Origin of the sequence: Flavobacterium sp. KACC 22761 (assembly GCF_034058155.1) — a bacterium.
GTDB lineage: Bacteria > Bacteroidota > Bacteroidia > Flavobacteriales > Flavobacteriaceae > Flavobacterium.
Window position 1 is genome coordinate 4700304 of record NZ_CP139148.1, and the last position, 23532, is coordinate 4723835.

Here is a 23532-nt window from a genome sequence, read left to right on the forward strand (position 1 = left end):
CATTATTTCTTGTCCTAGATTAAGTTCTAAACAAGTATTTACTTCTAATTTTGTTTTGAAAACTGACATATTATGAAAACTCTCGAATTCTTATTACTCGGAAAAAATGAAGCCATTTTGGCAATCTTGCTTCGCTTGGTAAATGCAGATGAAAATTGGAATGCTGTTGCTTTTAATAACGAAAAAGAAGCGCAAGAATATTTTCAAAAAAGCAAAATCGATATTGTGCTTTTGAGTTCTGGAATTGAAGATCATGTCGAAAAAGAATTCACCTCTTTTTGCCTGAAACAACAACCTGGCGTTGAAGTAATTGAGCATTTTGGAGGTGGAAGCGGTTTATTGAAATCAGAAATTATGCATCGATTATATTTAAAAGGAAAACTTTAGTTTAGTCGAAAGTCAAAAGTCGAAAGTTAAAAGTGATATTATTTACTATTAATCAGCTTTTAAGTTATCACCCGGTAAATACATTTCAAATTTTACTTAACACTAGAATAGCCTTTATTCTTAAATTTGTATAATTCAATTTTTTATAATGCAAAAAACCTATTCAGTTGTATTTCATCCTTCGGCAGAAGTTATTGCTGCTATAAAAGCAATGAAGGATTTTTTAAGAAGTAAAATCAAATGGTACAACAGTTGCAATTCTGTGGCACATATTACCATTTGTGAATTTACGATTGATGAATCACAACTTGAAATTTTCAAACAAAAACTTGCTAAGATCTGTGATGTTTTTTCTTCAAGTACCGTTTTTCTAGATGATTTTGGAGCTTATGAAAATAGCGGTGCGTTTTTTATAAGTCCAAATGATGTTTCCAAAAACAATTTAAAACCCATCATGAAAAAAATTCATGAAACCTTAAAACCTTTAAAACTAAAAAAAAGCGACGACCCTCACATTTCTATAGGTCGAAGATTGACTCCAGAAAATCTCAAAATCGCCTCACAACTTTTCACTACAATTGACATGCAATTTTTATGTAATTCCATTGTTTTGAGAGAATTTGATCCAAAAGTAAAGCAGTTTTTTGTAATCGATACAATTCCATTTGGCAATAATCCAGAACCAGAATTTGTTCAAGGAAGTCTTTTTTAATCGCAACACAAAACAACCTGAAACTCTAAACCTGAAACAAACAAAACAAACTTTTTAATTTTTTCGTATATTTGAATTTTACAATTCAGACATGAAATCTCTAGATTCATTTTACAAAGAAATTACAGAAGGCTCAACTATTGAACCAACCTCATTATTACCCAATGACATTCAAAAAGAAATTGGCCATTTTAATGTTTTTGACATCAAAGAGCTTTTGGAACGCATGAAAGGAAAACCCGGAATGCCTTATGACAGAAGGGCTTATTACAAAATAAGCTTGATAAAAGGCCACAACAAAGCCGAATATGCCGATAAAGTAATTGAAATCAAAAAACAAGGATTATTGTTTGCCACTCCAAAAATTCCGTACAATTATTTACCGCAAGACACCAATCAAGGTGGCCAATTTTGCGTTTTTACGAGCGAATTTTTATCAAAAAACAAAAGTGGAATTGATTTGGATGATCTTCCCATTTTCGCTTCAGACGGCTATCCAATTTTTCAGTTATCAAATGAAGAAGTTTCAGAAGTTGAATTGATTTTCAATAAAATACAAAAAGAAATCAATTCTGATTATATTTACAAATATGATTTAATTCGAAATTATGTTGCTGAATTAATTCATTTTGGACAAAAATTACAACCTATTACGGCACTATACTCCAAACATAATTCGGCAGCTCGAGTTTCCTCTTTATTTGCCGAATTATTAGAAAGACAATTCCCAATAGAATCTCCAAATCAAAAATTACAATTAAGAACAGCAAAGGATTTTGCTGAACGATTATCGGTTCACGTCAATCATTTAAATAAGGTTTTAAAAGAAAGCACGGGAAAAACAACAACAGAATTGATTAGCACAAGACTAACAAACGAAGCTAAAATCCTTTTAAAACAAACCGACTGGAACATTTCTGAAATCGCCTATTCATTAGGTTTTGAAGAGTTGGCGCATTTTTCAAACTTCTTCAAAAAACAAACCTCATTTACGCCGATTGCTTTTAGGAGCTAGTTTTTTGTTTCAGTTAAAAAAAAGTTACCTAAAGTTTGTCATCCTGAGCGAAGTCGAAGGACCGCATGCAAAATCAATACAGTATGTGTCTTTACGACGCGTGTCCTTCGACTTCGCTCAGGATGACATAAAATGAGAATAAAGTTTTGGAATTTATTTTTCGCCTGATTTGAATTTCGCAAACATCGGTTTGATATTTACAATACCCAAAAACTACCTTGCTCCTACCTTTGTCTTATCAATTTAAAAGATCGAAAAGATGAATTTATCAAACAACAAAATTTTAATAACAGGCGGTGCAAGTGGCATTGGGCTTGGACTTACTGAAAGATTTATTCAAGAAAACAATACCGTTATTATTTGCGGACGAAGAGAATCTGTTTTAAATGAAGTAAAAGCAAAATTTCCTTCTGTAATCACAAAAGTGTGTGACTTGTCTATCGAAAAAGAACGAATCGCACTTTATGAATGGATTACTGAAAATCATCCAGATTTAAACGTTTTGATCAACAACGCAGGAATCCAAAAATGGATTTCAGTTACGGATGCTGATTTCTACGAAAGCATGAAAGCCGAAATCAATACAAATATTGAAGCTCCTTTGCATTTGACATCACTTTTTATTCAGTTAAAATCTTTGACCACCATAATGAATGTAACTTCTGGATTGGCATTTTCACCTTTTGCAAAAGTTCCGGTTTATTCGGCCACAAAAGCATTTTTCCGTTCGTTTACGCTTTCGCTTCGTCATTTGCTAAAAGCAAAAAATATCGAAGTAATCGAAATTATTCCACCCGCATTAAACACCGATTTAGGCGGAATTGGCCTTCATGACGCACATCCAAGCGTAAGCAGTTTTATCGAGTCTATTTTTGAGCAAATAAAAGAAGGCAAACAAGAACTCACTTTCGGAACCAGCGAAACACGGCTAAACGCAAGCGCAGAAGAATTAAGAAATCATTTTAATGCAATGCATTCTAACCTATAATCTTAACTTAAACACATATTAATTTGTCTTCCTGAGCGTAGTCGAAGGACATTCGTACTATAAAGGTCTTCGACTACGCTCAGACTGACAACAAACAACAAACAACAAAACACTACATAAAATGGCTGTAAATACAAAAATAGCTCTCGTTACAGGCGGAAGCAGAGGTTTAGGGAAAAATATGGCAATTGCAATTGCAAAAAAAGGAATCGACGTAATTATAACTTACAACAGCAAAAAAGAAGAAGCAGATGCAGTTGTAAAAGAAATTGAAAATTTAGGACAAAAAGCAGCAACACTTCAATTAAATGTAGCCGATTCAGCAACATTTGATAGTTTCTTTGAAAATATCTCAGAAGTTCTAAAAAACACTTTCAAGACAGATAGATTCGATTTCATAGTAAACAATGCAGGAATTGGAATTCACAATTCATTTGAAGGAACTACCGAAGAAGAATTCGATTTACTGACTAATATTCAGTTCAAAGGACCTTTTTTCTTGACTCAAAAAGCATTGAATGTCATGAATGACGGCGGCGGAATCGTAAACATTTCGACTGGTTTGGCACGGTTTTCTTTCCCTGGTTATGCTGCTTATGCTTCAATGAAAGGCGCTATAGAAACTTTGACAAAATATCAAGCAAAAGAATTAGGAGCACGAAAAATTAGAGCAAATGTTGTCGCTCCAGGCGCCATTGAAACCGATTTTGGCGGAGGAGTTGTTCGCGATAATGAACAAATGAATCAGCAAATTGCATCTGCGACTGCGCTAGGAAGGGTTGGTTTGCCAGACGATATTGGTGGCGTTGTTGCTTTTTTATGTACCGAAGATGCACGCTGGGTAAACGCACAAAGAATTGAAGCTTCTGGTGGAATGATGTTGTAATGGAGTTTCAGGTTTCAGGTTTAACCGCAAAGAACGCTAAGGTTTACGCAATCCCGATAGCTATCGGGAGCAAAGTTTTTTACATAAAGCTTTGCGAACTTTGCATATATAGCTTTAAAAAACTTGCGCACTTTGCGGTTAAAAACACAAGGAATATTACCCTGAAACTTGAAACCTGAAACTAAAAAAACATAAAAACAAAACCCGATAATCCTAAAATTATCGGGTTTGCCTTTTTAAATATATTGAATTAGTAAGCAAGTATATTTCAATTTTTCTCGATAGAGACATCAAAGTCGCCATCTTTATCAAAAACAACATCATAAAATTTGGAGTCTTTTTTAACGCCAACTTCATATGTCGTTTTCTTTTTATCATCCACCACAACTGCAATTTCTTTAATCTCTTTTGGTGAATAATTCTTTTTCAAATAAGCTTGTGCATTTATTGGCAACTTGCTTAGCGGAATTTGCAATTCAAATGCTTTCAAAACTCCTGAATTGTTATAAATCGCTACCGCTTTAGTATTTTTATCTTTATCGAATTTCGCTTCATAACGAACTTCGTCATCATCGTCTCCCACATATTCTTCAGACCAAACTGCAGTTTTTCCTGGATATTCCTTCTCAAAAGTAATTTTCACTTTTTCTGGAGGCGTTATTACTTTTTTCATATTTGTACCTTCTTGAGCAATCAAAAAACCATTGCATGAAAACAAAATAATAAGTAAAAGCTTTTTCATAACTACTCATTTACGAATTAATTATCGTATTAAAATTACTACTTTTAAATGAAGTACAGATGAAGACGCGTTAAAATATTATCAACAATTTCTTATTTTTTTAATCGGTCTGATAATTCTCTTTTGTATGTGATTCCTATTGGCAATTTTTCATTTTTAATAATTACAAAATCTTTTTCTGTATCTTCAATTTTGTCTAAAGCGACGATGTACGATTTATGAATTCGCATAAAATTCTTCTCCGGAAGACATTTTTCCAATTCTGTTGTCGTTATTGATGCTAAATACGTTCGTTTTGTGGTATGAAGTTTCACATAATTTCCAAAACTCTGCGCATACAAAAGTTGATCTAATTCAATATCAATAAAATAACCGTCAATCTTAACGCTTATTGAATTTATGACCGTTTCCTCTTCTTCTTTGATTTTTACAGATTCTGTAGAGAAAAAACGATCAACCGCTTTTAAAAATCTTGGAAAATAAATCGGTTTCAGTAAATAATCAATTACGCCATAATCGTAACTTTCTAATGCAAATTCAGAATATGCTGTCGTCAAAATTGTTTTGGGATGATTCGGAATAATTTTTAATAATTCCATTCCAGAAATTTCGGGCATATTGATATCTAAAAACATCAAATCAACATGATTTTCACGCAAATAATCCATTGCTTCAATACCGTTATACCCTTGAAAAACAAGTTCTAATTGCGGATTTTGTTTGATATAATTCGCCAAAACATAATGTGCCGCCGGCTCATCATCAACAATTATACATTTTTTTGGCTCTTTCATTATACAAACTTTTTCAATTGCAATTTTAAATCAATTATATAAGTATTTTTTTCATCCTGAATATCCAACTTATAATCTTTTCCATAAATCAAATTCAGACGCTCAATTGTGTTTTTCAAACCAATTTTAGTTGAAACTACATCTGTTTTTTTCGTCGGAATTGAATTGACAACATGCAAATGAAGATTTCCTTTTTCTACTGTAATAAAAATTCGGACAAAACATTTTTCAATCGCACAAGTTCCATGCTTAAAAGCATTTTCGATAAATGCAATCAAAAGCATTGGCGAAATTTTATAGGCATTTTCGTTGTCAATTTTAGAATCAAAAGTAATATCGCAACGGTATCCTACTCTTTCTTTTTCAAGCTGTACGTAACTGTTTATAAACTCCAATTCATCTTCTAAAGATACGCACTGTTTGTTATTGCTTTCGAGCTGATAACGCATTAATTGTGAAACTTTCATAATCAGGTCTGGAGTTCGTTCTGGAAATTCCAAACTAATTCCGTAAAGCGTATTAAAGGTATTAAATAAAAAATGCGGATTCAATTGTCCTTTCAAAGAATTCAATTGCATTTGATTAAACAAAAGCGCTTCATCGGTCTGTTTTCTGTGAATTCTATAAAATTTAAAAACAATGATCGGACTTAAAATACAAACCAAAGTGCCCAAAACACTGGCCAATTGGTACACATAACTTCGCTGATGCGAATTTTGATACAAACGGCAATTGCTGAACATATCCAGCATTGTGATTTCATATAAAATAATAGAGAACACAAAAACTCCGAAAAGAGTCAGAAAAATATAAGTTAGCGGACGCTGTGTTTTGAATAATATAGGAAGAAGGAAAAAGCGATTAAACTGGGCGTGCATGTACAAAATGCAATAGAAAAAAATCCCCATCAAAATGGAAGTGACCGAACTGAAAAGCATCCAGTCATTTTTCAACGTATAAATTGTAAATGAAAAAAGGACAACAGCAATTTCCTGCCACCACTTGTTATCCAATATATTATCAAACTTTTTATTCATTCTTTAAACTTAAATAGTCCACAAAGTTCGCACAAATATTTAATTCTTTTTTCCAAAAAATGACAAATTCAATTGGTCATTTATCAGTGCAGTACATCACTTAACCTGACTTTTATCAGCATAAGAGAAATAAATTTGTGCCATAATTTCACATTTTGAGTTTTATGTATTTCAAAAAAATTACCTTATTATTTTTCTTGATTATTACCTCAATTGGTTATTCACAAACCTTGTCTTTAAAAGAAGCGATAAAAACAGGTCTTGAAAACTATGGTTCTATCAAAGCAAAAAACAATTACGCCAGCGCCTCAAAAGAGACATTAAAACAATCTCGTCGTGATTATCTTCCGAACTTAAATTTATCTGCACAGCAGGATTACGGAACGATCAACGGGCAAAACGGTGCACTTTACGGATTTAATGGTTTAGGAACTGCTTCTTCCGGGCCAGTATTACCAGAACAAAACTGGAACTCTGCTTTTGGAGCTTTGTATTTGGTAAACATGAACTGGGATTTTTTCACTTTTGGAAAAACACAGGAAAAAATCAATTTGGCAAAAGTTGATGTTCAGGCAAAAGAAAAAGATTTACAACAAGAAGAATTCCAACAGAAAATTAAAATTTCGGCTGCTTATTTGAATTTATTGGCAAGCCAAAGGTTACTGATTTCACAGCAAAAGAATTTAAGCCGTGCAGAAGTTTTCAAAAAGACAGCTGTTGCCCGAGTTAAAAACGGATTATTGGCTGGAGTAGATTCAACCTTGGCGACCGCTGAAGTTTCAAAAGCGAAAATCGCATTGAATCTAGCTCGAAATTTTGTCAAAGAACAAAACAACAAATTAGTCGATTTAATGGGCGTTGCGCCTCAGGATTTCATTGCTGATACTTTGTTTGTCAACCAAATTCCGAAAGAGGTATTAAAATCAACGGTTTCAACAGACAGTCTGCATCCTTTATTGCAGTATTACAAAACAAAGATTGATTACAGCAATCAACAGGTTAAATTATACAAACGTTTTTATTACCCAACAATGAGTGCTTTTGGCGTTTTGCAAACGAGGGCCTCGGGTTTTGAAACGGGTTATGCAGTAGATCAATCCAATTTCAGCAGAAATTATTGGGATGGCGTAAATCCGGATCGTTCTAATTATTTAGTTGGAGTTGGAATCACTTGGAATTTGACAACGCCTTTTAGAGCAAACAAACAGGTTACTTCTCAAAAATTTGTTTCTCAGGCTTTACAAGAAGAATACAATCAGGCGAGCAGAGAATTGCAATCGCAGTTGACTTTTGCTGAAGATAAAATCAAAATCACTTTAGAAAATTATGCCGAAGCGCCAATTCAAGTCAATGCTGCACAACGCGCTTATATTCAAAAATCGACCTTATATAAAAACGGTTTAACCGATTTGACCGATTTGACTCAAACGATGTTTACACTAAATCGCGCCGAAATTGATCGCGATATTGTTAACAACAATGTATGGCAGTCGTTTTTGCTAAAAGTGGCAGCAACAGGAGATTTTGACCTATTTATGAATGAATTTTAATTATAAAGCCAAATGAATTTAATACGCTTTGCACTCCGCAAACCCATTTCCATATTAGTATTGGTTGCGGGTCTATTCTTCTTCGGAATTGGTGCCATCAAAGACATTAAGGTAGATATTTTGCCAAAAATGAACTTGCCGGTAATTTATATTGCGCATCCCTTTGGAGGTTATACGCCAGACCAAATGGAAGCTTATTTTGCCAAAAACTACGTAAACGTTTTGCCTTTTTCGAATGGTATCAAATCGGTAGAAACTAAAAATATTCAAGGGTTAATGATCATGAAATTAACCTATTATGAAGGAACCAACATGGCTCAGGCTGCAGCCGAGTTGAGTGCTCTTTCAAACAGAATCCAAGCGGTTTTCCCTCCGGGAACTCAGCCACCGTTTATCATTCGTTTTGATGCTTCTTCTCTTCCAATCGGACAATTGGTTTTGAGCAGTAAAATACGTTCAAACAATGAATTGCAGGATTTGGCCAACGTTTATGTTCGTGCTTCGTTTACTTCGATTCCTGGTTTATTATCTCCAGCTCCATTTGGCGGAAGCCCAAGAACAATTGAGGTAAACGTTGATCCAGATTTGTTGCGTTCTCACAATATGACGCCAGACCAAATTGTAGAAGCGATTCGTTTGAACAACCAAACGGCTCCATCTGGAAATGTTCGTATGGGCGACAAAAACTATATTACGCCAACGAACAATACTATTAAAGAAGTTAAAGATTTTGAGCAGATTCCGTTATTCAAAGGCGGTGTTCAAAACTTAAAATTAGGCGATGTTGCATCTGTAAAAGACGGTGCCGATATCACAGCAGGTTATGCTTTGGTAAACGGAAAACGTTCGGTTTATATCAGTATTGCAAAAGCGGGAGATGCTTCAACTTGGGATGTGGTTCAGAAATTAAAAGCCGAATTGCCTAAAATTCAAAGCACACTTCCTGAAGACGTAAAATTATCGTATGAATTTGACCAATCAGTTTATGTAATCAACTCGGTTAAAAGTTTGATTACTGAGGGAATCATTGGTGCGGTTTTGACGGGATTAATGGTTTTATTATTCTTAGGCGACCGTCGTGCGGCTTTGATCGTAATTATGACGATTCCGATTTCGATTATTTCTGGAGTTTTATTCCTGAAATTATTCGGACAAACGATCAACTTAATGTCATTGTCAGGATTGGCTTTAGCAATTGGTATTTTGGTGGACGAAAGTACCGTGACCATCGAAAATATTCACCAGCATCTCGACATGGGAAAACCAAAAGCACTCGCCATTTGGGATGCCTGTCAGGAAATTGCTTTGCCTAAATTATTAATCTTATTGTGCATTCTTGCCGTATTTGCACCAGCGTTTACCATGGTTGGTATTCCGGGAGCTTTGTTCTTGCCTTTGGCTTTAGCAATTGGTTTCTCGATGGTAATTTCGTTCCTATTATCTCAAACTTTTGTGCCTGTAATGGCAAACTGGATGATGAAAGGACATGACAAACATGAACATGCACCTGAAATTACAGATGACGAAGCAGAATTTAACGCCTGCGGACTAACGCCTGAATCTGAGCAAAATTTAATTGGTCAGAAGAAAGATATGGTTGAAAGAGAAGATTTCAACAATGATGGAAAAGTGAGTGGTTTCGAAAAATTCAGAAATCGTTTCATGCGAACTTTAGATCGTTTGTTTGTTCATAAAAAAGCGACAAGTATTGTGTATCTGGTTTCTGCAACCGTTCTAGCAATTGTTTTTATTAGTTTTATTGGAAAAGATGTTTTCCCAAGAACCAATTCAAGTCAGTTTCAATTGAGAATGCGTGCTGTTGATGGAACGCGTTTAGAAAGAACTGAAGAACAAGCTCGAATTGTTTTAAAAGAATTGGAAAAAATGGTTGGAAAAGATCATATCGGAATTTCATCTGTATATGTCGGGCAGCACCCTTCTCTATTCTCGATCAACCCGATTTATTTGTTCATGGCAGGTTCTCACGAAGCGGTTTTCCAAGTGAGTTTGAAAGATTATGAAGCAGATATGGACGACTTTAAAGATGAGTTTAGAGCAAGACTTAAAAAAGTTTTGCCAAATACAAAGCTTTCTTTTGAGCCAATCGAATTGACCGACAAAGTTTTAAGCCAAGGTTCTCCTACTCCAATTGAAATTCGAGTTGCCGGAAAAGACAAAAAGAAAAATGAATTGTACGCTACACAGATTGTAGATAAACTAAAAGCAATTTCATATTTCAGAGACGTACAAATTGGACAGCCGATTCATTATCCAGCAATGAATATTAATATTGACAGAACACGTGCAGCCGAATTAGGAGTTGATATGAATGATATTTCGCGTTCACTTGTCGCTTCGACTTCATCTTCACGTTATACCGAAAAGAACAACTGGGTTGACGAAAAAGCAGGATTATCCTATTCTGTTCAGGTTCAAGTGCCTTTGAATAAAATGAAAAGCAAAACCGATATTGGAGAAATTCCAGTATTGAAAAACTCGCTTCGTCCTGTTTTAAGTGACGTTGCTAAAATTACACCAGGCTATGTGAGTGGTGAAAATGATAATTTAGGGGCCATGCCATACATTACCGTTACAGCAAACATCTATAAAACCGATTTGGGGACGGCTTCTAAAGATGTGAGCAAAACAATTAGTTCTCTTGGCGAATTGCCACGTGGTTTGTTTATCACGCCAATTGGACTAAGTACTGTATTGACCGAAACATTAAGCAGTTTACAAACAGGATTATTGGTTGCCGTTTTCGTAATCTTCTTAATGTTGGCCGCTAATTTCCAATCGTTCAAAGTTTCGCTGGTAATCTTGACAACAGTTCCTGCGGTAGTTTTAGGATCATTGCTAATGCTGACGCTTACTGGTTCAACGCTAAACTTGCAATCCTACATGGGAATCATCATGTCGGTTGGGGTTTCTATTGCCAACGCCGTACTTTTAGTCACCAATGCCGAGCAATTGCGAAAAATAAATGGCAATGCCTTAGAATCTGCTCGTGAAGCTGCTGCGTTGCGTCTTCGCCCAATTATCATGACTTCTGTTGCGATGATTATGGGTATGTTGCCAATGGCAATCGGACACGGCGAAGGAGGCGATCAAGTTTCTCCGTTAGGAAGAGCGGTTATCGGTGGATTATTATTTTCTACTTTTGCTGTGTTATTGATCCTTCCGCAGATATTTGCTTGGACACAAGAAAAAACATCAACACAATCTGTTTCTTTAGATCCAGAAGACGAAGAAAGCATCCATTATATCTCATCAATAACTAAGTCGAAATTTGGAAAGTCATAAAGTCGAAAGTCATAAAGTCGAAAGTCATAAAGTCGAAAGTCATAAAGTCTAAAGTCATAAAGTCTAAAGTTACAATCGTCGCGAAAACACGTCAATAAACCTTTATACTTTCCTTATACTTAATAAAATATATTTATATAAAACCAAAAAATGAAATCGCCAAGAAAAATTAATTTGTTCAAAACAAATACCGATAAATTAAAAGGTGATAACATAAATGACCAATGCAAAATAAATTCAACATTTATGAAAAGTAACATTATAAAATCTACAGCGATACTATTTACAGCTTTAGTAGCACTAAGCAGCTGTGAAAAGAAAAAAGAAGAAACTGCGACGCCAGAAATTGAGCCTAAAGTTGAAACTTTCCTTTTATCGAAAGAAAAATTGACTACAGAATTGCGTTTGCCTGCCGAATTAACAGGTTTCCAACAAGTTGATTTGTATGCAAAAGTGAGCAGTTTCGTAAAAACATTAAAAGTCGATATTGGTTCCAAAGTAAAAAAAGGACAGCTTTTGATTGTTTTAGAAGCGCCTGAAATCAGCTCACAAGTTGCCGCAGCCGAATCAAGACTAAAATCGATGGAAGCCATTTACGCAACAAGCAAAAGCACCTACAACCGTTTGTACGAAACAAGCAAAGTGGAAGGAACGATTTCTAAAAATGATTTAGAAATGGCGAACGGAAAGAAAAACTCTGATTACGCACAATACCAAGCCGCCGTTGCTGCACACAAAGAAATCTCGATTATGAGAGGCTATCTTGAAATTCGTGCTCCATTTGACGGCGTTGTCGCGGCAAGAAATGTGAATTTAGGAACATTCGTCGGCCCGCAAGGAAAAGGTTCAGATTTGCCTTTATTGACCATTCAAGAGCAATCAAAATTGCGTTTGGCAGTTTCTGTACCAGAATTGTACACCGGCTATTTGCACCAAGGCGATAATATGAGTTTTAATGTAAAATCATTGCCAGATACTTTTACAGCAAAAATCACCAGAATGTCTGGAGCATTAGATTTAAAATTACGTTCTGAAAGAGTTGAAATGGATGTGCAAAACACCAAAGGAGATTTATTACCTGGAATGGTGGCCGAAGTTTTATTGCCGCTTAACGCGAAAGACAGCACATTTGTAGTTCCGAAATCAGCGGTAGTAAGTTCAGCAGAAGGAATATATGTGGTAAAAGTGGTAAACCACAAAGCCACAAGAGTTGACATCAAAAAAGGAAGAGAAATCGACGATAAAATTGAAATTTTCGGCGATTTGGCTCCAAACGATATACTGGTAAAAATTGCCAGCGAAGAAACTAAGGAAGGCGATATCATAAACGAATGATACCGATTATGTATTCAATACAGTCTAATAAAAATTAGACTGTTTTCATACTATATCGGCATTGATAACCTGCGTTTAGTCTTCTTTTTAGTAGATTACCCAAAAACTGTACGCATTCTTAGGAATGCAAATTTAAAAATTTGCCTAAAAGGGCGGTTCTCTTGATTTGTGAGAACTGTCCTTTTTTTGTTTAATAAAATAGGTAAAAGTACGTGGTTAGCTAATCGCATAAATTAATATTTTTGATAATAATTGAAATGCTTTTTTAACTAATTTAGCACAAAACGTATAAAATGAAAATTATTATCCATTCGATCGAAGATGACTTAGTTATTGATAGCAAATTTATAACTGGCAAAACTAATTATGATTTTGCCCTAAAAGAACTTTATCCACTTGTTGATCGTTTAGAAATCCAAAGAAATCTACAAAATCCATCTTTTTACAGTCGATTACGTTTAGACTTAATCAAAGGATGCGTAATGCCTCCTATAACTCTTGCCATAATTTCCGACAAAGGAAATCTTCCCGCAAAGATTCAAGATGCTGAAAAATATATAAATGAAAACATAAAAAATGCTTTTATTTTAGATGGTATACAAAGATTAAGTGCCCTTCATAGAACTTACACCAATCCTGAACTTGATCAACAAATTGATGTTGAAAGACCGCTTTTTCTAAATATCCTTATTTGTAAAAAAATGGACAATTTACTGTACCGGATGATTACATTGAATAATGGGCAAAAAGCAATGTCTGCAAATCATCAGATAGAAATATTATTAGGCAACATGTACAAATTCAAAGATTTAGACATTGTTATCCAAACTGAAAAGGAAAAAGGAAAAAAAGGTAAATATCAACATTCATTTGAAAAATCAAATATAATAAAAGGTTATTTAGCATTCTTATCGAAAAGTACTGCAATAGATAACAAAAAAATTATTGAAAGTAAAATGGATGAGTTGGTTGCTAAGAAAATTATAGATTCAAAAATAACTGAGGATACAGTTGAGTTTAGTTCCGTTATAGCATTAATAAATCGTTTTGCAGAATCTGATTATTTAAAAAAATGGTTCGATAATACTAATAATATGATTGGTTTTTGTGTGGGAATTAGAAAATCATTTGAAAAATTAAATAATATTGAAATAAAAAAAATAGAAGAAAATTTAAAAGAGTTTGAAAAAGCTTTTAAAGCTTTAAATCTTTCTACAATTAAACTTAGTAAAGAGAGAAGAAATCTTTCACAATATTTCATTGAAAATTACGCTGAAATTGGAGAGTTGAATGAGATGGATTTATTAGACAAATTAAATGAAGAAGTTCTGTAATGGCTACTTTTACTTATAGTGAACGTATTGAACCGCAATATGTCAGACATTTAAAAGCACAATTTTCATTTACAAATTCACTAACAAATGAAGCTCTGCTAATAAGACTTTTAGTTGGAACGCTAAGAATTACAAACGTTTATAGTACTGATTCTTTTGATCAACTAAATAACTATTCAATTTTAGGTAAACCTCAAAATTCACCAGTTTCATCAAAAGCTATTACAACTTGCTTAACGAATCATAAAATTCAAGAAATTTGCGATTATTTAGATAAAACAAAATATTTAAACAAAGACTTCTTTTTGCATTTGTTAGAAGAAATATCTTCTTATTTTTATAAAAAGACGAAAACATCTCATACTATTTGCTTTCTGCATTTATATAGATCACTTGAATATATTTCATACAGTTTCCCGTTAATCTACGCGTCAATTTCTAGAGAATATCATGGTTCTTTTATGAAAATGAAGAATTTTTTTGATAGCTCGAAAAATGAGCTTTTATTTTTTGATGAGTTTACGAAAAAGCTTTTAGACAGCAGTTTATTAGAAACTCCTCTAATTTTTAATTTTAATACATTGTCACAAGAAGTCAATCGCAATCATTTTAAAATCATTAAAGCTATTCTAACATCTGAAAATATTGATTCTGAAGTTGCAAATGTATCTATAACTACAACATATCAACATCTTTTAAAACTTTCCATAGATTTGAGAAATAGATACTTTCATTTTGCAATGGGAGGACAAAGAAATATAAGATCTACCGAAATCATTGAAAGTGATATTTTCTTTCAATTAATTAATGAAGAACTTTTAAATTGGATAAGTATAATTTATTTTGAAATTCTCTCAGCGTCAATTGATAAATAAATCTAACTAAGTCTCTATTAAAATAAAGACTTAGTTATAAAACCCTTACCCCGACTTTGCGCATTTTTTTATCAGTTCTTAGAAATTCTAAACAAACTCAAAGTCTCCTGACTTTTCCCCCCCGCTAGCGCGAGCGTCTCGCTCGTGAACGCAAAGAGTAGCTACAACTAACTTGAAAATTAAAATTTGTAAAAATAAAAATTCACTAAAAAGTATTTTATTTACCAATATACACGAGCGAGACGCTCGCGCCAGCAAGTGAATCTTCGCAAATAGCTCTTCAAAGATTTTAAATAAGACGAAATATAAAAAGCCTGTAAAAATTAATATTTTCTACAGGCTTTCATTTTAAAATAAAATTCGATTAAATTCAGAAACAATCTGATTCGTAGCTTTTTACCAATTCAATTACTCCTTCTTCGCCATTAATTTTTAAAGTTTTATTATCAACCTTTTCTAATATTACCGGGCAGTCCGTAATTTCACGCTTAATGACTTTCTGGGAAATAAGTCTGCTTAATCCCATTGCTTCCATAAACGATACTTTTCCGTTATTTGGTCTTTCCACCACATAAAAATTTACTTTAGTATATCCTGGTTTTATTACTTTCAGTAATCTAAGTTTGTTTGTGTATAATAATAATCCGAAAACTTTATCTTCAATATTAAAAAATTCAACAAGTTTTTCATTATTCATAAAACTAAACGATTTAAGTTCAGTAGGAAAAAATTTCTTTTTTTTACCTGCTCCATCATAAACTGTTAATTCATTCTCCAAGTCAAGAATCATATTATTCTCGAATGAATAATTGCCTTTTATCTTATAATCTTTTATAGTGTCATTATTCTTTGTAACAAGTTTAATTTCTACAGTTTGACAGATTGCTTTTAATGAAAAAGAAAGACAAATAGAAAATAACAAAAATTTCTCATATAGTAATTATAGTTTAAGTTTTACGTACAAAAAACAAATGTAGTTTTTTTTTATAATCTGCAATAAAAACTATAAAATCAAAATTGTCAGACTGATTTTATAAAGAATTAGAAAATGTTCCCACGCGCTAAAACCTGAAACTTGAAACAAAAATTACCGTGCCCGATAGCGCGGATTTGCAATCCGTGCCCGCAAAGATTATCTGGCACGTTATTTTAATGACTTACATTGCCTTAAACTGTTACGGGCACGGATTGCAAATCCGCGCTATCGATCTTTTAGATAAATGCGTCCCACTCGGATAATCTTTGTCGAGTCACTTGCGAAGATTTCTCGTTCCGGGATGACAAACTAAACGCAAAAATCCGAAAACAAAAATCACCCACTCTACAAAGTCTCCTGACTTTGCCTTTTTTCATGTTCTTAAAACCTCAAAGACAACCTTTGTCCCTTTGCAACTTTGTGTCTTTTCAATTTCCTAAATTTAAGCTTATTATACCATTTTTATAACTTTTAATAGCCAATATATCAGTATTTTAAAATATAAATTTACAATACTTGTAAATGATATAGTATTTAAAATAATTATTATGGAAACTGCACAAAAAGTTATTGACCTACTATCAAAGAAATACAAATTTCGTATTTCTGTTCTCTCTAATACTTTAGAAAACAAATTCTGTTCGATACTGGATACCAACAACGGCACTATGTTTTCTGTTTCGTGCGAATCGCTCTTTGTCTTCAAAGATTCCAAAAACAATTTCTGGTCGACTACACCAAAGTCATTTATCTACAACAACCAGAAGCATTATCCAACGGAAGGCCAGGAATACACCAGTAAAAACGGCGCAAAATATACTTTCACCAACAAAGAAGCTGTTTTGAAAAGAGCTGTTGCTTATTTCGAAAAATTTATTGATCCGTGTTATGGAATCAAAATCGCAAATGAAAAATTCATTATTTATGAAAGTCTTGATAAAACAAAATTCCTTGCTTTAAACCTTCAAAAGTTTAAAGCACGAATGTTTAGCAAAGTCGACACTTACCTTTCTTTCAATTAAAAATAAACTGGCAAGTTTTGCCCGCAACGAAACTAAAAAAAGCAGTTGAAACGAAATAACCTGCGTTTGCTTTTTTAGTAATTACTAATCTGTACGTTTTTTTTTAATGCCGCATTTTGAAATTTTGATTGGGTTTTTAAAATGCAAAAATTACAATTTGTTTAAAAAGGACAGCTTTTAGTCAGTCGCTGTCCTTTTTTATGTTTTATTCTTAAAACCTTAATAACACAATTTTACAGCTTCAAACCCATTTATTTTCACCCAACAAAAAACCTTATTTTAATACAAATAAAACTTTTAGTGGTAACACAATAAAAAACCGTAATTTTAACTTTACTATACCAAGACAAAAAATCCACTATTATGCCACTAACAAAAAAATCACAGAATTGCTGTCTAAAAAATACAATTCAAATATTACTATTTTAGGCACTTATGCAAATACCAGCTACACACTTCTATTCTGGACAATGAAAATGGAACCATTTTCCTTATATCAGACGCTGATCTCTACTCTTTTATAGATCAAAATCGCAATTATTGGATAACTCCTGTAGATTCTTTTCATGCAAATGAAAAAGACCATAATCCTAAACTTGGCGAATCATATAGAGCTGACAGTGAAACATTATACAGTTTTACCTCTAGAGAAGCAATTGTGGAAATGGCTATAGAATATTTCGAAAAAGCATAAGCATGATACCGCTTAGCCTTTTAATCACTTAATTCAAACCTTCAATCCTTACAGAGCATAAAATCTGTTTCAAATCCTAAACAAAAAAAATATACTTACTTTTGATCAAAACAAAAGCAAATGATTGAGATTAAAACATTTGATCAAGCAGCAGAATTACAAGATCCGAGACGTATATTAAAATATGTACTTCTGTTTTGTACATCGGGTGAAATGACGCTATCTGTAGATGAAAATGAATATACACTTACCAAAAATTCAGTCATTACTATAACTTCTGGTCAAATTCATTTTATTAAAAACAGCAACAAAGCAACCGGATTTGTTCTCGAATTTACTTATGATTTTTTCTGCAAAAATGATAATGATATCGAACTCATTTTTCACAATAGCTTGTTCTGTCATTTTGCAATGAATGAAATTATCAAAGTTGATGATGACAAACTAGTTGTTGATTCACTACAACTTATTCAGCAGGAAATTATCGAAAAACCGTATCAATACCTCATCTCTATTCATTCCAGAATCCAATTGATTTTAATCGAAATCAATCGCTCTAAAATAAAACTCGGAGAAGAAATCTACAAACCTGATGCTTTGTTTCTGCATTTTCTAGAAGCGATTCGAGGCAATTTTGACAAAAATCTCTCTGTTGCTGAAATCGCCAATTTAATTGGAACTACCGAAGCCAAACTCAACGAACTCTCAAAACTGCATTGCAATAAAACCGCTCAAAACATCATCTTCGGATTAATTATTTCTGAGGCAAAACGTTTGTTTACTTATGAGAAATTATCGGTTAAAGAAACTGCTTATGCTCTCGGTTTTAATGATCCTTTTTACTTTTCGAACTTCTTTAAAAAGCATACTAACATTTCTCCTAAATCTTATAAGGAGAAAGTTTTTCCATTATAAGTACTTTTTCTTTCGTTGCGAAAATTGCTCGCAAAGTCGCAGAGTCGCAAAGTTTTAATAATAAAGTTTAAAAAATACTTTGCGACTCTGCGACTTTGCGAGATTAAAAAATAAAGTAAATCAAAAAAAAACTTTGTTTTTTATTCCAACCAAATAATACAAAAAAGCATAATTACATGCTTTTTCCAAGATTCTCTATTCTTTAAAGAGAACCACCGCCCGATCTTTGTATCAGATTAATTACTAACAAATTAGTACATGAAAAGATATCAAGATTATGCGGTTTTTCTTTTGCGAATTGCCTTAGCCACTGGATTTGCATCGACCGTTTTTAGCCGGTTGGGATTTTGGGGAAGTCGATCTTCAGGTTGGGAGAATTTTCTGGCTTACGCCGAAAAAGTAAATTCTTTTGCTCCAAAAAGCTGTATTCCCGCAATCACAGTTGCAGCTACAATTGCAGAATCACTTTTAGCTCTGCTCCTTTTCTTTGGCTACAAAACCAAATTTGCATCTATCGGCGCATCCATTTTAACCTTTTTGTTTGCGCTGGCCATGACGTATTCTTTTGGTGTAAAAGAACCGCTGGATTATTCTGTATTTGTGTTTTCGATGAGCGCTTTTCTTTTAGCGACATTCGAAAAATACAACTGGAGTTTAGATGAATTTCTTTCAAAAAAATAAACAATTTAAAATCAGTTAAAATGGAAAAACAAATTGCAAAAACAAGCGAATTAAACTGGAAACCTCTTATTGAAGAAGGCGTAAATACAGACGGCATTTTTTATAAAGTGCTACATTTTGACGAAACCGCCAACAGACCCAAAACTTTTTTATTAAAATTTGAAGCTGGAGCTTCGTACCCAAATCACCTTCACCCAGGCGGAGAAGAAATCTTTGTTCTCGAAGGCGAAGTGCGCTCCTCAAAAGACGAACTAAAAGCGGGCGATTATTTGTATATGCCTCCTGAAAGTACACATTCTGTTTTTTCTAAAAATGGTTGCACACTTTTGTTTATAGTGCCGGAGGAAGTAGTGATTTTGAAGTAATTTTAAGTTAGATTCTATTTCAAGATTAGCCTTTAATTCAAGGACAGCAAGTAATATGCTGTCTTTTTTTGTTTAGAAAAACTAAAAATTTGTCTTTTAATGTTGTTTTTCTGACTTATAAGGACAGTTCTCCAAAAGTTTAAAATTTATTTTTACAAGACCCAATTGTATTAGTATTTAAAACAGTCATTATGAACACCATAAGAAAAGTTATTGAACTACTATCAAAAAAATACAGTCGCAATATTGCAGTCAATCAGGATGGGGCAAAATACACGTATCTTTTAGATACAAATAATGGCACTTTGTTTTCTGCGTCCTATAATTCATTGTTCCTTTTTAAAGATGCGAACAATAATTTCTGGTCAACAGTTCCACGATCTTTTTCCCATAATAAAAAAAAATACCATCCAAAACTTGGTGAAGAATACGTTCAAAAAGATGGAGTCAGATACTCGTTCACCTCTAAGGAGGCAATTTTAGCAATGGCAAACTCTTATTTTGGGCGATTTACAAACCCTTATAATGGAATTAAAGTCGCAGATAAAGGTCGTTTTTTTAGCAATAATGCAAATCAAAAAAGCACGAAATACGATTTGATTTTAGAAAAATTTAAAGGACAAAATAAAATTTATCCCCAATTCTCAGTTAACTAACCAAAACCATTATAATTTCAGATTTAAAAAAACTAAAGAAAAAAGCTTGACAACGATTAACCAACGTTTCACTTTTAATTTAGTGATTATCTAACCAGTTCATTTTAATACGGCATTTTAAAATTTATCCTGATTCTAAAATGCAAATCAAAATTTGCTTAAAAGCACAGTAGCGGTAAGCTGTACTTTTTTGTTTTTTTAAAGCTCTTAAATTATTTTAAGAGCTTTTTTTTGAACATTAATGAAGTGCATGCTTTTGGTCCAGATTAGATTGACCAACGTATTAGCGTTATTAAAAATCTAAAATAAACCACTATTCAAGAAATGAAAGGTAATGCAGTAAAGGGATTAATAAATACAAAAAATAAATTATCTCAAATCCTTTTTTATTACCAGATATTTCAAATCTGTAGTTCCAGCATTGCTTATTCCGTGTTCGGCATTTGGCGGGCAATACAAACTTGTATTTGGGCCTACTACAACTGTTTTTCCATCCAAGAAAAAAGAAGCCGAACCTTCGAGAATATAAAAGAATTCTTCTTCGGGATGATGATGTGGCGCGTGCGTAGATTTTCCGGGCTCAACAATACTCATTTTGAGTGTGTTTTCCTGAGTGAAATTTTTATCGGCAAACCAATATTGATACCCAACTTTGGTTTTCGTGGCTTTGTTTAGATCGAAATGATTGATACAGTTTTCGATTGTGTATTGAGGTTCTGATGGCGTTTTTTCTTTTTTTACCTCCTGCGCTTGTATAGATTCTTGCGAGAACATTGCAAGAAGTATAATAATGAGGGTTGATGCTAGTTTCATTTTCTTTTTTTGTAATAATACGAAAAATTGCTTTTTGATAAATTGAAATTAAAATAAAATTCTAAATCTTGTCTATATACTATTATTAGCTTTATTTTGTCTTTAAAAATCATATTCTACAAAAGAAATTCTTCAACTACAAGCAAATTTTAAGTCGACTTTGTAGAATATCAGAAATAAAAACTACTTTTTAAAATGCTTCAAAAGCAACTTTTTTTTATTATGAATCAACGCCAACTCAAAATAAAATCACTCTTTTTATTTTTTATTACTTTAAATTTTATATCCGCTCAAACGTCAAAAGAAAAAAGCCTTGCATTAATAGCAAAAGGCGCAATTCTCACAAAACTATCCGATCAATTCAGTTTTACAGAAGGGCCAGCTTCGGATAAAAAAGGAAATATTTATTTTACGGATCAGCCTAATAATAGAATCATGAAATGGTCGGTTAATGGCAAACTTTCTGTTTTTATGGAAAATGCAGGAAGAGCTAATGGTTTGTATTTTGATCGCGCAGGCAACCTTTTGGCTTGCGCCGATGAAAAAAATGAGCTTTGGAAAATAGACCAGAACAAAAATTATACTGTAATACTAAACAACTTCGAAGGAAAAAGATTGAATGGCCCCAATGATCTTTGGGTTGATCCAAAAGGCGGTATCTATTTTACAGATCCTTTTTACAAAAGGGATTACTGGACACATACCTCCAAAGAAATTGAGAAAGAATCTGTTTACTATTTATCTCCGGATAAAACCAAAATTATCAATGTTGCGAATGACCTTATAAAACCTAACGGCATTATTGGAACTTCGGATGGAAAAACCTTATACGTAGCAGATATAGGAGCAAATAAAACGTACTCCTATACCATTGAAAGCAACGGTTCTTTGGGCAAAAAAATGCTGTTTACGGAATCAGGTTCAGACGGAATGACAATAGATGAATTCGGGAACATTTACTTGACCGGAAATGGAGTTACCGTCTTCAATCCGCAAGGCGAAAAAATTGCCCATATTGATGTTTCTGAACCATGGACAGCGAATGTTTGTTTTGGAGGAAAAAAATTTAAGACATTATTTATTACTGCCAGTAAAAGTGTTTATACATTAGAAATGAATGTTCGAGGAATGAAATAATCAAAATAGACTGAACTAAAGTCCAGCCCTACAATATGGGACATTCCTTCGGAATTTTTCTTGCTATTAGCAAAAAAAAGAGGCTGTGGCTCTACCAATATTATAAAGCTGGACTTCAGTCCAGCCTTATAATATGAAATATTCATTCAGAATTTTTCTTGTCATCGACAAAAAAAGAGACAGCGGCTCTACCCATATTGTAGAGCTGGACTTCAGTCCAGTTTAGAATGGGATTTTTATTTTCGTTTTCATAGAAAATTATGAAAACAATAATTTCTCTTCTAGCCCCGATCGCAATGATATCCTTTTATGGCGGTGTTCGACATAAAAGATATAATGTAGAGCGGGACAAAAGGTCTTAAAAACGAAAAAATTCTGCTTCTAAAAAAGATTTTAAAATCTAAAACCCTAATAAAATCAATATCTCACAACCATTTTAAAAATCACTTATCGCACGATAAGAAAATATTATGATAAAAATATTTTGTAATTCGAAAAACCGCCATACATTTGCCTAACAGTGTTAAACAATTTAATACTTAATCAAAATGGCTAGTAAAGATCGAATTTTAAGACAAAAAGAAGAAACAAGAAGTAACATTCTTGGAGCTGCTTATGACATCGTAAAGGAAGACGGCTGGAATGGTTTGAGTATGCGCAAAATTGCTGACAGAATTGAATATACTGCCCCAATTATTTATGAATACTTTTCTAATAAAGATGCTATTTTGACCGAATTAACCGGTCAAGGATTTATTAAACTGGCAAAAGAATTAGAAAAAGCGAAAGCAAAATTTGAAAAACCGGAAGAACAATTAGAAGCCATGTGGATGGCCTATTGGGATTTTGCCTTTACAGATACCGAAATGTATCAGGTAATGTTTGGTGTTCAGATGAATTGTTGTTCGCAACAATGTTCCCTTTCAGATTCGCCTTATATGATGTTCACGGCAGTTATTGCTGAAGTCATGAAAAACAGCAATCCGGATCCGGAGATTATTAAACAAAAGTATTTTACTTTCTTTTCTATTATTCATGGTTTGATTGCGATCAACATTATAAACCAAAACGGAGCATTAGAAAGTATCAACAATCAAATTTTGAAAGACGCTATTGGCGGTATTATCAAATCAATACAATAAAAAAATTTTCAATTTCACTTAACAGTGTAAAATAATTTAAGGACAATTTAAAATCCTTTTTTTTAGAAATTTCACTTAACACTGTTAGAAAATTTAATTAAAGTAATTTTGAGTTTTTTTACTCTTTTACTTAACAGTGATAAATGATTTAATACCTATTTAAAGCAACATCA

22 protein-coding genes are annotated in these 23532 nt (G+C 33.1%); 17 read left to right on the plus strand and 5 right to left on the minus strand.

All coding sequences use genetic code 11. From position 1 onward, the window contains the following. The first annotated feature begins 72 nt into the window (after positions 1–72). The 5 genes from SCB73_RS19750 (at position 73) to SCB73_RS19770 (ending at position 3988) form a co-directional block, all read left to right on the plus strand. Positions 73–387, plus strand: coding sequence for a hypothetical protein (locus tag SCB73_RS19750; protein ID WP_320567899.1), 315 nt, complete (start codon positions 73–75; stop codon positions 385–387). 148 nt (positions 388–535) lie between these two features. Then, a complete protein-coding gene (locus SCB73_RS19755) occupies positions 536–1099 on the plus strand; it encodes a 2'-5' RNA ligase family protein (protein ID WP_320567900.1) in 564 nt (187 codons plus the stop codon). Between the two features lie 91 nt (positions 1100–1190). Continuing rightward, entirely contained in the window at positions 1191–2114 is a 924-nt protein-coding gene (locus tag SCB73_RS19760; protein ID WP_320567901.1) for a helix-turn-helix domain-containing protein, read from the plus strand. Positions 2115–2373: 259 nt separating this feature from the next. Then, positions 2374–3102: an SDR family oxidoreductase gene (locus tag SCB73_RS19765; protein ID WP_320567902.1), complete on the plus strand. Its 729-nt coding sequence runs from the start codon at positions 2374–2376 to the stop codon at positions 3100–3102. A gap of 121 nt (positions 3103–3223) precedes the next feature. Next, positions 3224–3988, plus strand: a complete 765-nt coding sequence (locus tag SCB73_RS19770) for an SDR family NAD(P)-dependent oxidoreductase (protein ID WP_320567903.1) — start codon at positions 3224–3226, stop codon at positions 3986–3988. 268 nt (positions 3989–4256) lie between these two features. Here SCB73_RS19770 and SCB73_RS19775 read toward each other — a convergent pair whose 3' ends face one another. The 3 genes from SCB73_RS19775 to SCB73_RS19785 all read right to left on the minus strand — a co-directional run bounded on the left by SCB73_RS19775 (position 4257) and on the right by SCB73_RS19785 (position 6561). Further along, positions 4257–4730 carry a hypothetical protein gene (locus tag SCB73_RS19775; RefSeq protein ID WP_320567904.1) on the minus strand — a complete coding sequence of 158 codons (474 nt, stop codon included), beginning with the start codon at positions 4728–4730 and terminating at the stop codon, positions 4257–4259. A 92-nt stretch (positions 4731–4822) separates the two neighbouring features. Next, a complete protein-coding gene (locus SCB73_RS19780) occupies positions 4823–5524 on the minus strand; it encodes a LytR/AlgR family response regulator transcription factor (RefSeq protein ID WP_320567905.1) in 702 nt (233 codons plus the stop codon). After that, positions 5524–6561, minus strand: a complete 1038-nt coding sequence (locus SCB73_RS19785; protein ID WP_132988905.1) for a sensor histidine kinase — start codon at positions 6559–6561, stop codon at positions 5524–5526. Before SCB73_RS19785 ends, SCB73_RS19780 begins: the two co-directional genes overlap by 1 nt. A 164-nt stretch (positions 6562–6725) precedes the next feature. Between SCB73_RS19785 and SCB73_RS19790 the strand changes: the two genes are divergently transcribed. From SCB73_RS19790 to SCB73_RS19810, 5 genes are all read left to right on the plus strand, one after another. Further along, entirely contained in the window at positions 6726–8111 is a 1386-nt protein-coding gene (locus SCB73_RS19790) for a TolC family protein (RefSeq protein WP_320567906.1), read from the plus strand. Positions 8112–8123: 12 nt separating this feature from the next. After that, a complete protein-coding gene (locus SCB73_RS19795; RefSeq protein ID WP_320567907.1) occupies positions 8124–11414 on the plus strand; it encodes an efflux RND transporter permease subunit in 3291 nt (1096 codons plus the stop codon). Positions 11415–11660: 246 nt separating this feature from the next. After that, positions 11661–12749, plus strand: coding sequence for an efflux RND transporter periplasmic adaptor subunit (locus SCB73_RS19800; RefSeq protein WP_320567908.1), 1089 nt, complete (start codon positions 11661–11663; stop codon positions 12747–12749). Positions 12750–13042: 293 nt separating this feature from the next. After that, positions 13043–14083: a hypothetical protein gene (locus tag SCB73_RS19805; RefSeq protein ID WP_320567909.1), complete on the plus strand. Its 1041-nt coding sequence runs from the start codon at positions 13043–13045 to the stop codon at positions 14081–14083. Next, positions 14083–14958, plus strand: coding sequence for a hypothetical protein (locus SCB73_RS19810; RefSeq protein WP_320567910.1), 876 nt, complete (start codon positions 14083–14085; stop codon positions 14956–14958). Before SCB73_RS19805 ends, SCB73_RS19810 begins: the two co-directional genes overlap by 1 nt. Before the next feature lie 370 nt (positions 14959–15328). Here SCB73_RS19810 and SCB73_RS19815 read toward each other — a convergent pair whose 3' ends face one another. Next, positions 15329–15880: a hypothetical protein gene (locus SCB73_RS19815; RefSeq protein ID WP_320567911.1), complete on the minus strand. Its 552-nt coding sequence runs from the start codon at positions 15878–15880 to the stop codon at positions 15329–15331. A 602-nt stretch (positions 15881–16482) separates the two neighbouring features. Here SCB73_RS19815 and SCB73_RS19820 point away from each other — a divergent pair. The 5 genes from SCB73_RS19820 to SCB73_RS19840 all read left to right on the plus strand — a co-directional run bounded on the left by SCB73_RS19820 (position 16483) and on the right by SCB73_RS19840 (position 20267). Then, the gene (locus SCB73_RS19820; protein ID WP_320567912.1) at positions 16483–16956 is read left to right on the plus strand and encodes a hypothetical protein; all 474 of its coding nucleotides are present in this window, start codon (positions 16483–16485) and stop codon (positions 16954–16956) included. A gap of 814 nt (positions 16957–17770) precedes the next feature. Further along, entirely contained in the window at positions 17771–18565 is a 795-nt protein-coding gene (locus SCB73_RS19825; RefSeq protein ID WP_320567913.1) for a helix-turn-helix domain-containing protein, read from the plus strand. 258 nt (positions 18566–18823) lie between these two features. Next, a complete protein-coding gene (locus SCB73_RS19830; protein ID WP_320567914.1) occupies positions 18824–19246 on the plus strand; it encodes a DoxX protein in 423 nt (140 codons plus the stop codon). Between the two features lie 20 nt (positions 19247–19266). Beyond that, positions 19267–19611 (plus strand): cupin domain-containing protein, encoded by a 345-nt coding sequence (locus SCB73_RS19835; RefSeq protein WP_320567915.1) that lies wholly within the window; start codon positions 19267–19269, stop codon positions 19609–19611. Between the two features lie 191 nt (positions 19612–19802). After that, on the plus strand, positions 19803–20267 hold the full coding sequence (locus tag SCB73_RS19840) for a hypothetical protein (protein WP_320567916.1): 465 nt from the start codon (positions 19803–19805) through the stop codon (positions 20265–20267). A gap of 369 nt (positions 20268–20636) precedes the next feature. On the opposite strand, the gene SCB73_RS19845 is transcribed toward SCB73_RS19840, so the two are convergent. Then, the gene (locus SCB73_RS19845) at positions 20637–21080 is read right to left on the minus strand and encodes a cupin domain-containing protein (RefSeq protein WP_320567917.1); all 444 of its coding nucleotides are present in this window, start codon (positions 21078–21080) and stop codon (positions 20637–20639) included. A gap of 195 nt (positions 21081–21275) precedes the next feature. Between SCB73_RS19845 and SCB73_RS19850 the strand changes: the two genes are divergently transcribed. Further along, positions 21276–22217 (plus strand): SMP-30/gluconolactonase/LRE family protein, encoded by a 942-nt coding sequence (locus tag SCB73_RS19850; RefSeq protein ID WP_320567918.1) that lies wholly within the window; start codon positions 21276–21278, stop codon positions 22215–22217. Between the two features lie 548 nt (positions 22218–22765). After that, positions 22766–23359 carry a TetR/AcrR family transcriptional regulator gene (locus SCB73_RS19855; protein WP_320567919.1) on the plus strand — a complete coding sequence of 198 codons (594 nt, stop codon included), beginning with the start codon at positions 22766–22768 and terminating at the stop codon, positions 23357–23359. Positions 23360–23532 lie beyond the last annotated feature (173 nt).

Excerpts from the sequence above, each read along its gene's own strand:
- SCB73_RS19750 (WP_320567899.1), top strand. The coding sequence starts at position 73 with ATGAAAACTCTCGAATTCTTATTACTCGGAAAAAATGAAGCCATTTTG.
- SCB73_RS19755 (WP_320567900.1), top strand. The coding sequence starts at position 536 with ATGCAAAAAACCTATTCAGTTGTATTTCATCCTTCGGCAGAAGTTATT.
- SCB73_RS19760 (WP_320567901.1), top strand. The coding sequence starts at position 1,191 with ATGAAATCTCTAGATTCATTTTACAAAGAAATTACAGAAGGCTCAACT.
- SCB73_RS19765 (WP_320567902.1), top strand. The coding sequence starts at position 2,374 with ATGAATTTATCAAACAACAAAATTTTAATAACAGGCGGTGCAAGTGGC.
- SCB73_RS19770 (WP_320567903.1), top strand. The coding sequence starts at position 3,224 with ATGGCTGTAAATACAAAAATAGCTCTCGTTACAGGCGGAAGCAGAGGT.
- SCB73_RS19775 (WP_320567904.1), bottom strand. The coding sequence starts at position 4,730 with ATGAAAAAGCTTTTACTTATTATTTTGTTTTCATGCAATGGTTTTTTG.
- SCB73_RS19780 (WP_320567905.1), bottom strand. The coding sequence starts at position 5,524 with ATGAAAGAGCCAAAAAAATGTATAATTGTTGATGATGAGCCGGCGGCA.
- SCB73_RS19785 (WP_132988905.1), bottom strand. The coding sequence starts at position 6,561 with ATGAATAAAAAGTTTGATAATATATTGGATAACAAGTGGTGGCAGGAA.
- SCB73_RS19790 (WP_320567906.1), top strand. The coding sequence starts at position 6,726 with ATGTATTTCAAAAAAATTACCTTATTATTTTTCTTGATTATTACCTCA.
- SCB73_RS19795 (WP_320567907.1), top strand. The coding sequence starts at position 8,124 with ATGAATTTAATACGCTTTGCACTCCGCAAACCCATTTCCATATTAGTA.
- SCB73_RS19800 (WP_320567908.1), top strand. The coding sequence starts at position 11,661 with ATGAAAAGTAACATTATAAAATCTACAGCGATACTATTTACAGCTTTA.
- SCB73_RS19805 (WP_320567909.1), top strand. The coding sequence starts at position 13,043 with ATGAAAATTATTATCCATTCGATCGAAGATGACTTAGTTATTGATAGC.
- SCB73_RS19810 (WP_320567910.1), top strand. The coding sequence starts at position 14,083 with ATGGCTACTTTTACTTATAGTGAACGTATTGAACCGCAATATGTCAGA.
- SCB73_RS19820 (WP_320567912.1), top strand. The coding sequence starts at position 16,483 with ATGGAAACTGCACAAAAAGTTATTGACCTACTATCAAAGAAATACAAA.
- SCB73_RS19825 (WP_320567913.1), top strand. The coding sequence starts at position 17,771 with ATGATTGAGATTAAAACATTTGATCAAGCAGCAGAATTACAAGATCCG.
- SCB73_RS19830 (WP_320567914.1), top strand. The coding sequence starts at position 18,824 with ATGAAAAGATATCAAGATTATGCGGTTTTTCTTTTGCGAATTGCCTTA.
- SCB73_RS19835 (WP_320567915.1), top strand. The coding sequence starts at position 19,267 with ATGGAAAAACAAATTGCAAAAACAAGCGAATTAAACTGGAAACCTCTT.
- SCB73_RS19840 (WP_320567916.1), top strand. The coding sequence starts at position 19,803 with ATGAACACCATAAGAAAAGTTATTGAACTACTATCAAAAAAATACAGT.
- SCB73_RS19845 (WP_320567917.1), bottom strand. The coding sequence starts at position 21,080 with ATGAAACTAGCATCAACCCTCATTATTATACTTCTTGCAATGTTCTCG.
- SCB73_RS19850 (WP_320567918.1), top strand. The coding sequence starts at position 21,276 with ATGCTTCAAAAGCAACTTTTTTTTATTATGAATCAACGCCAACTCAAA.
- SCB73_RS19855 (WP_320567919.1), top strand. The coding sequence starts at position 22,766 with ATGGCTAGTAAAGATCGAATTTTAAGACAAAAAGAAGAAACAAGAAGT.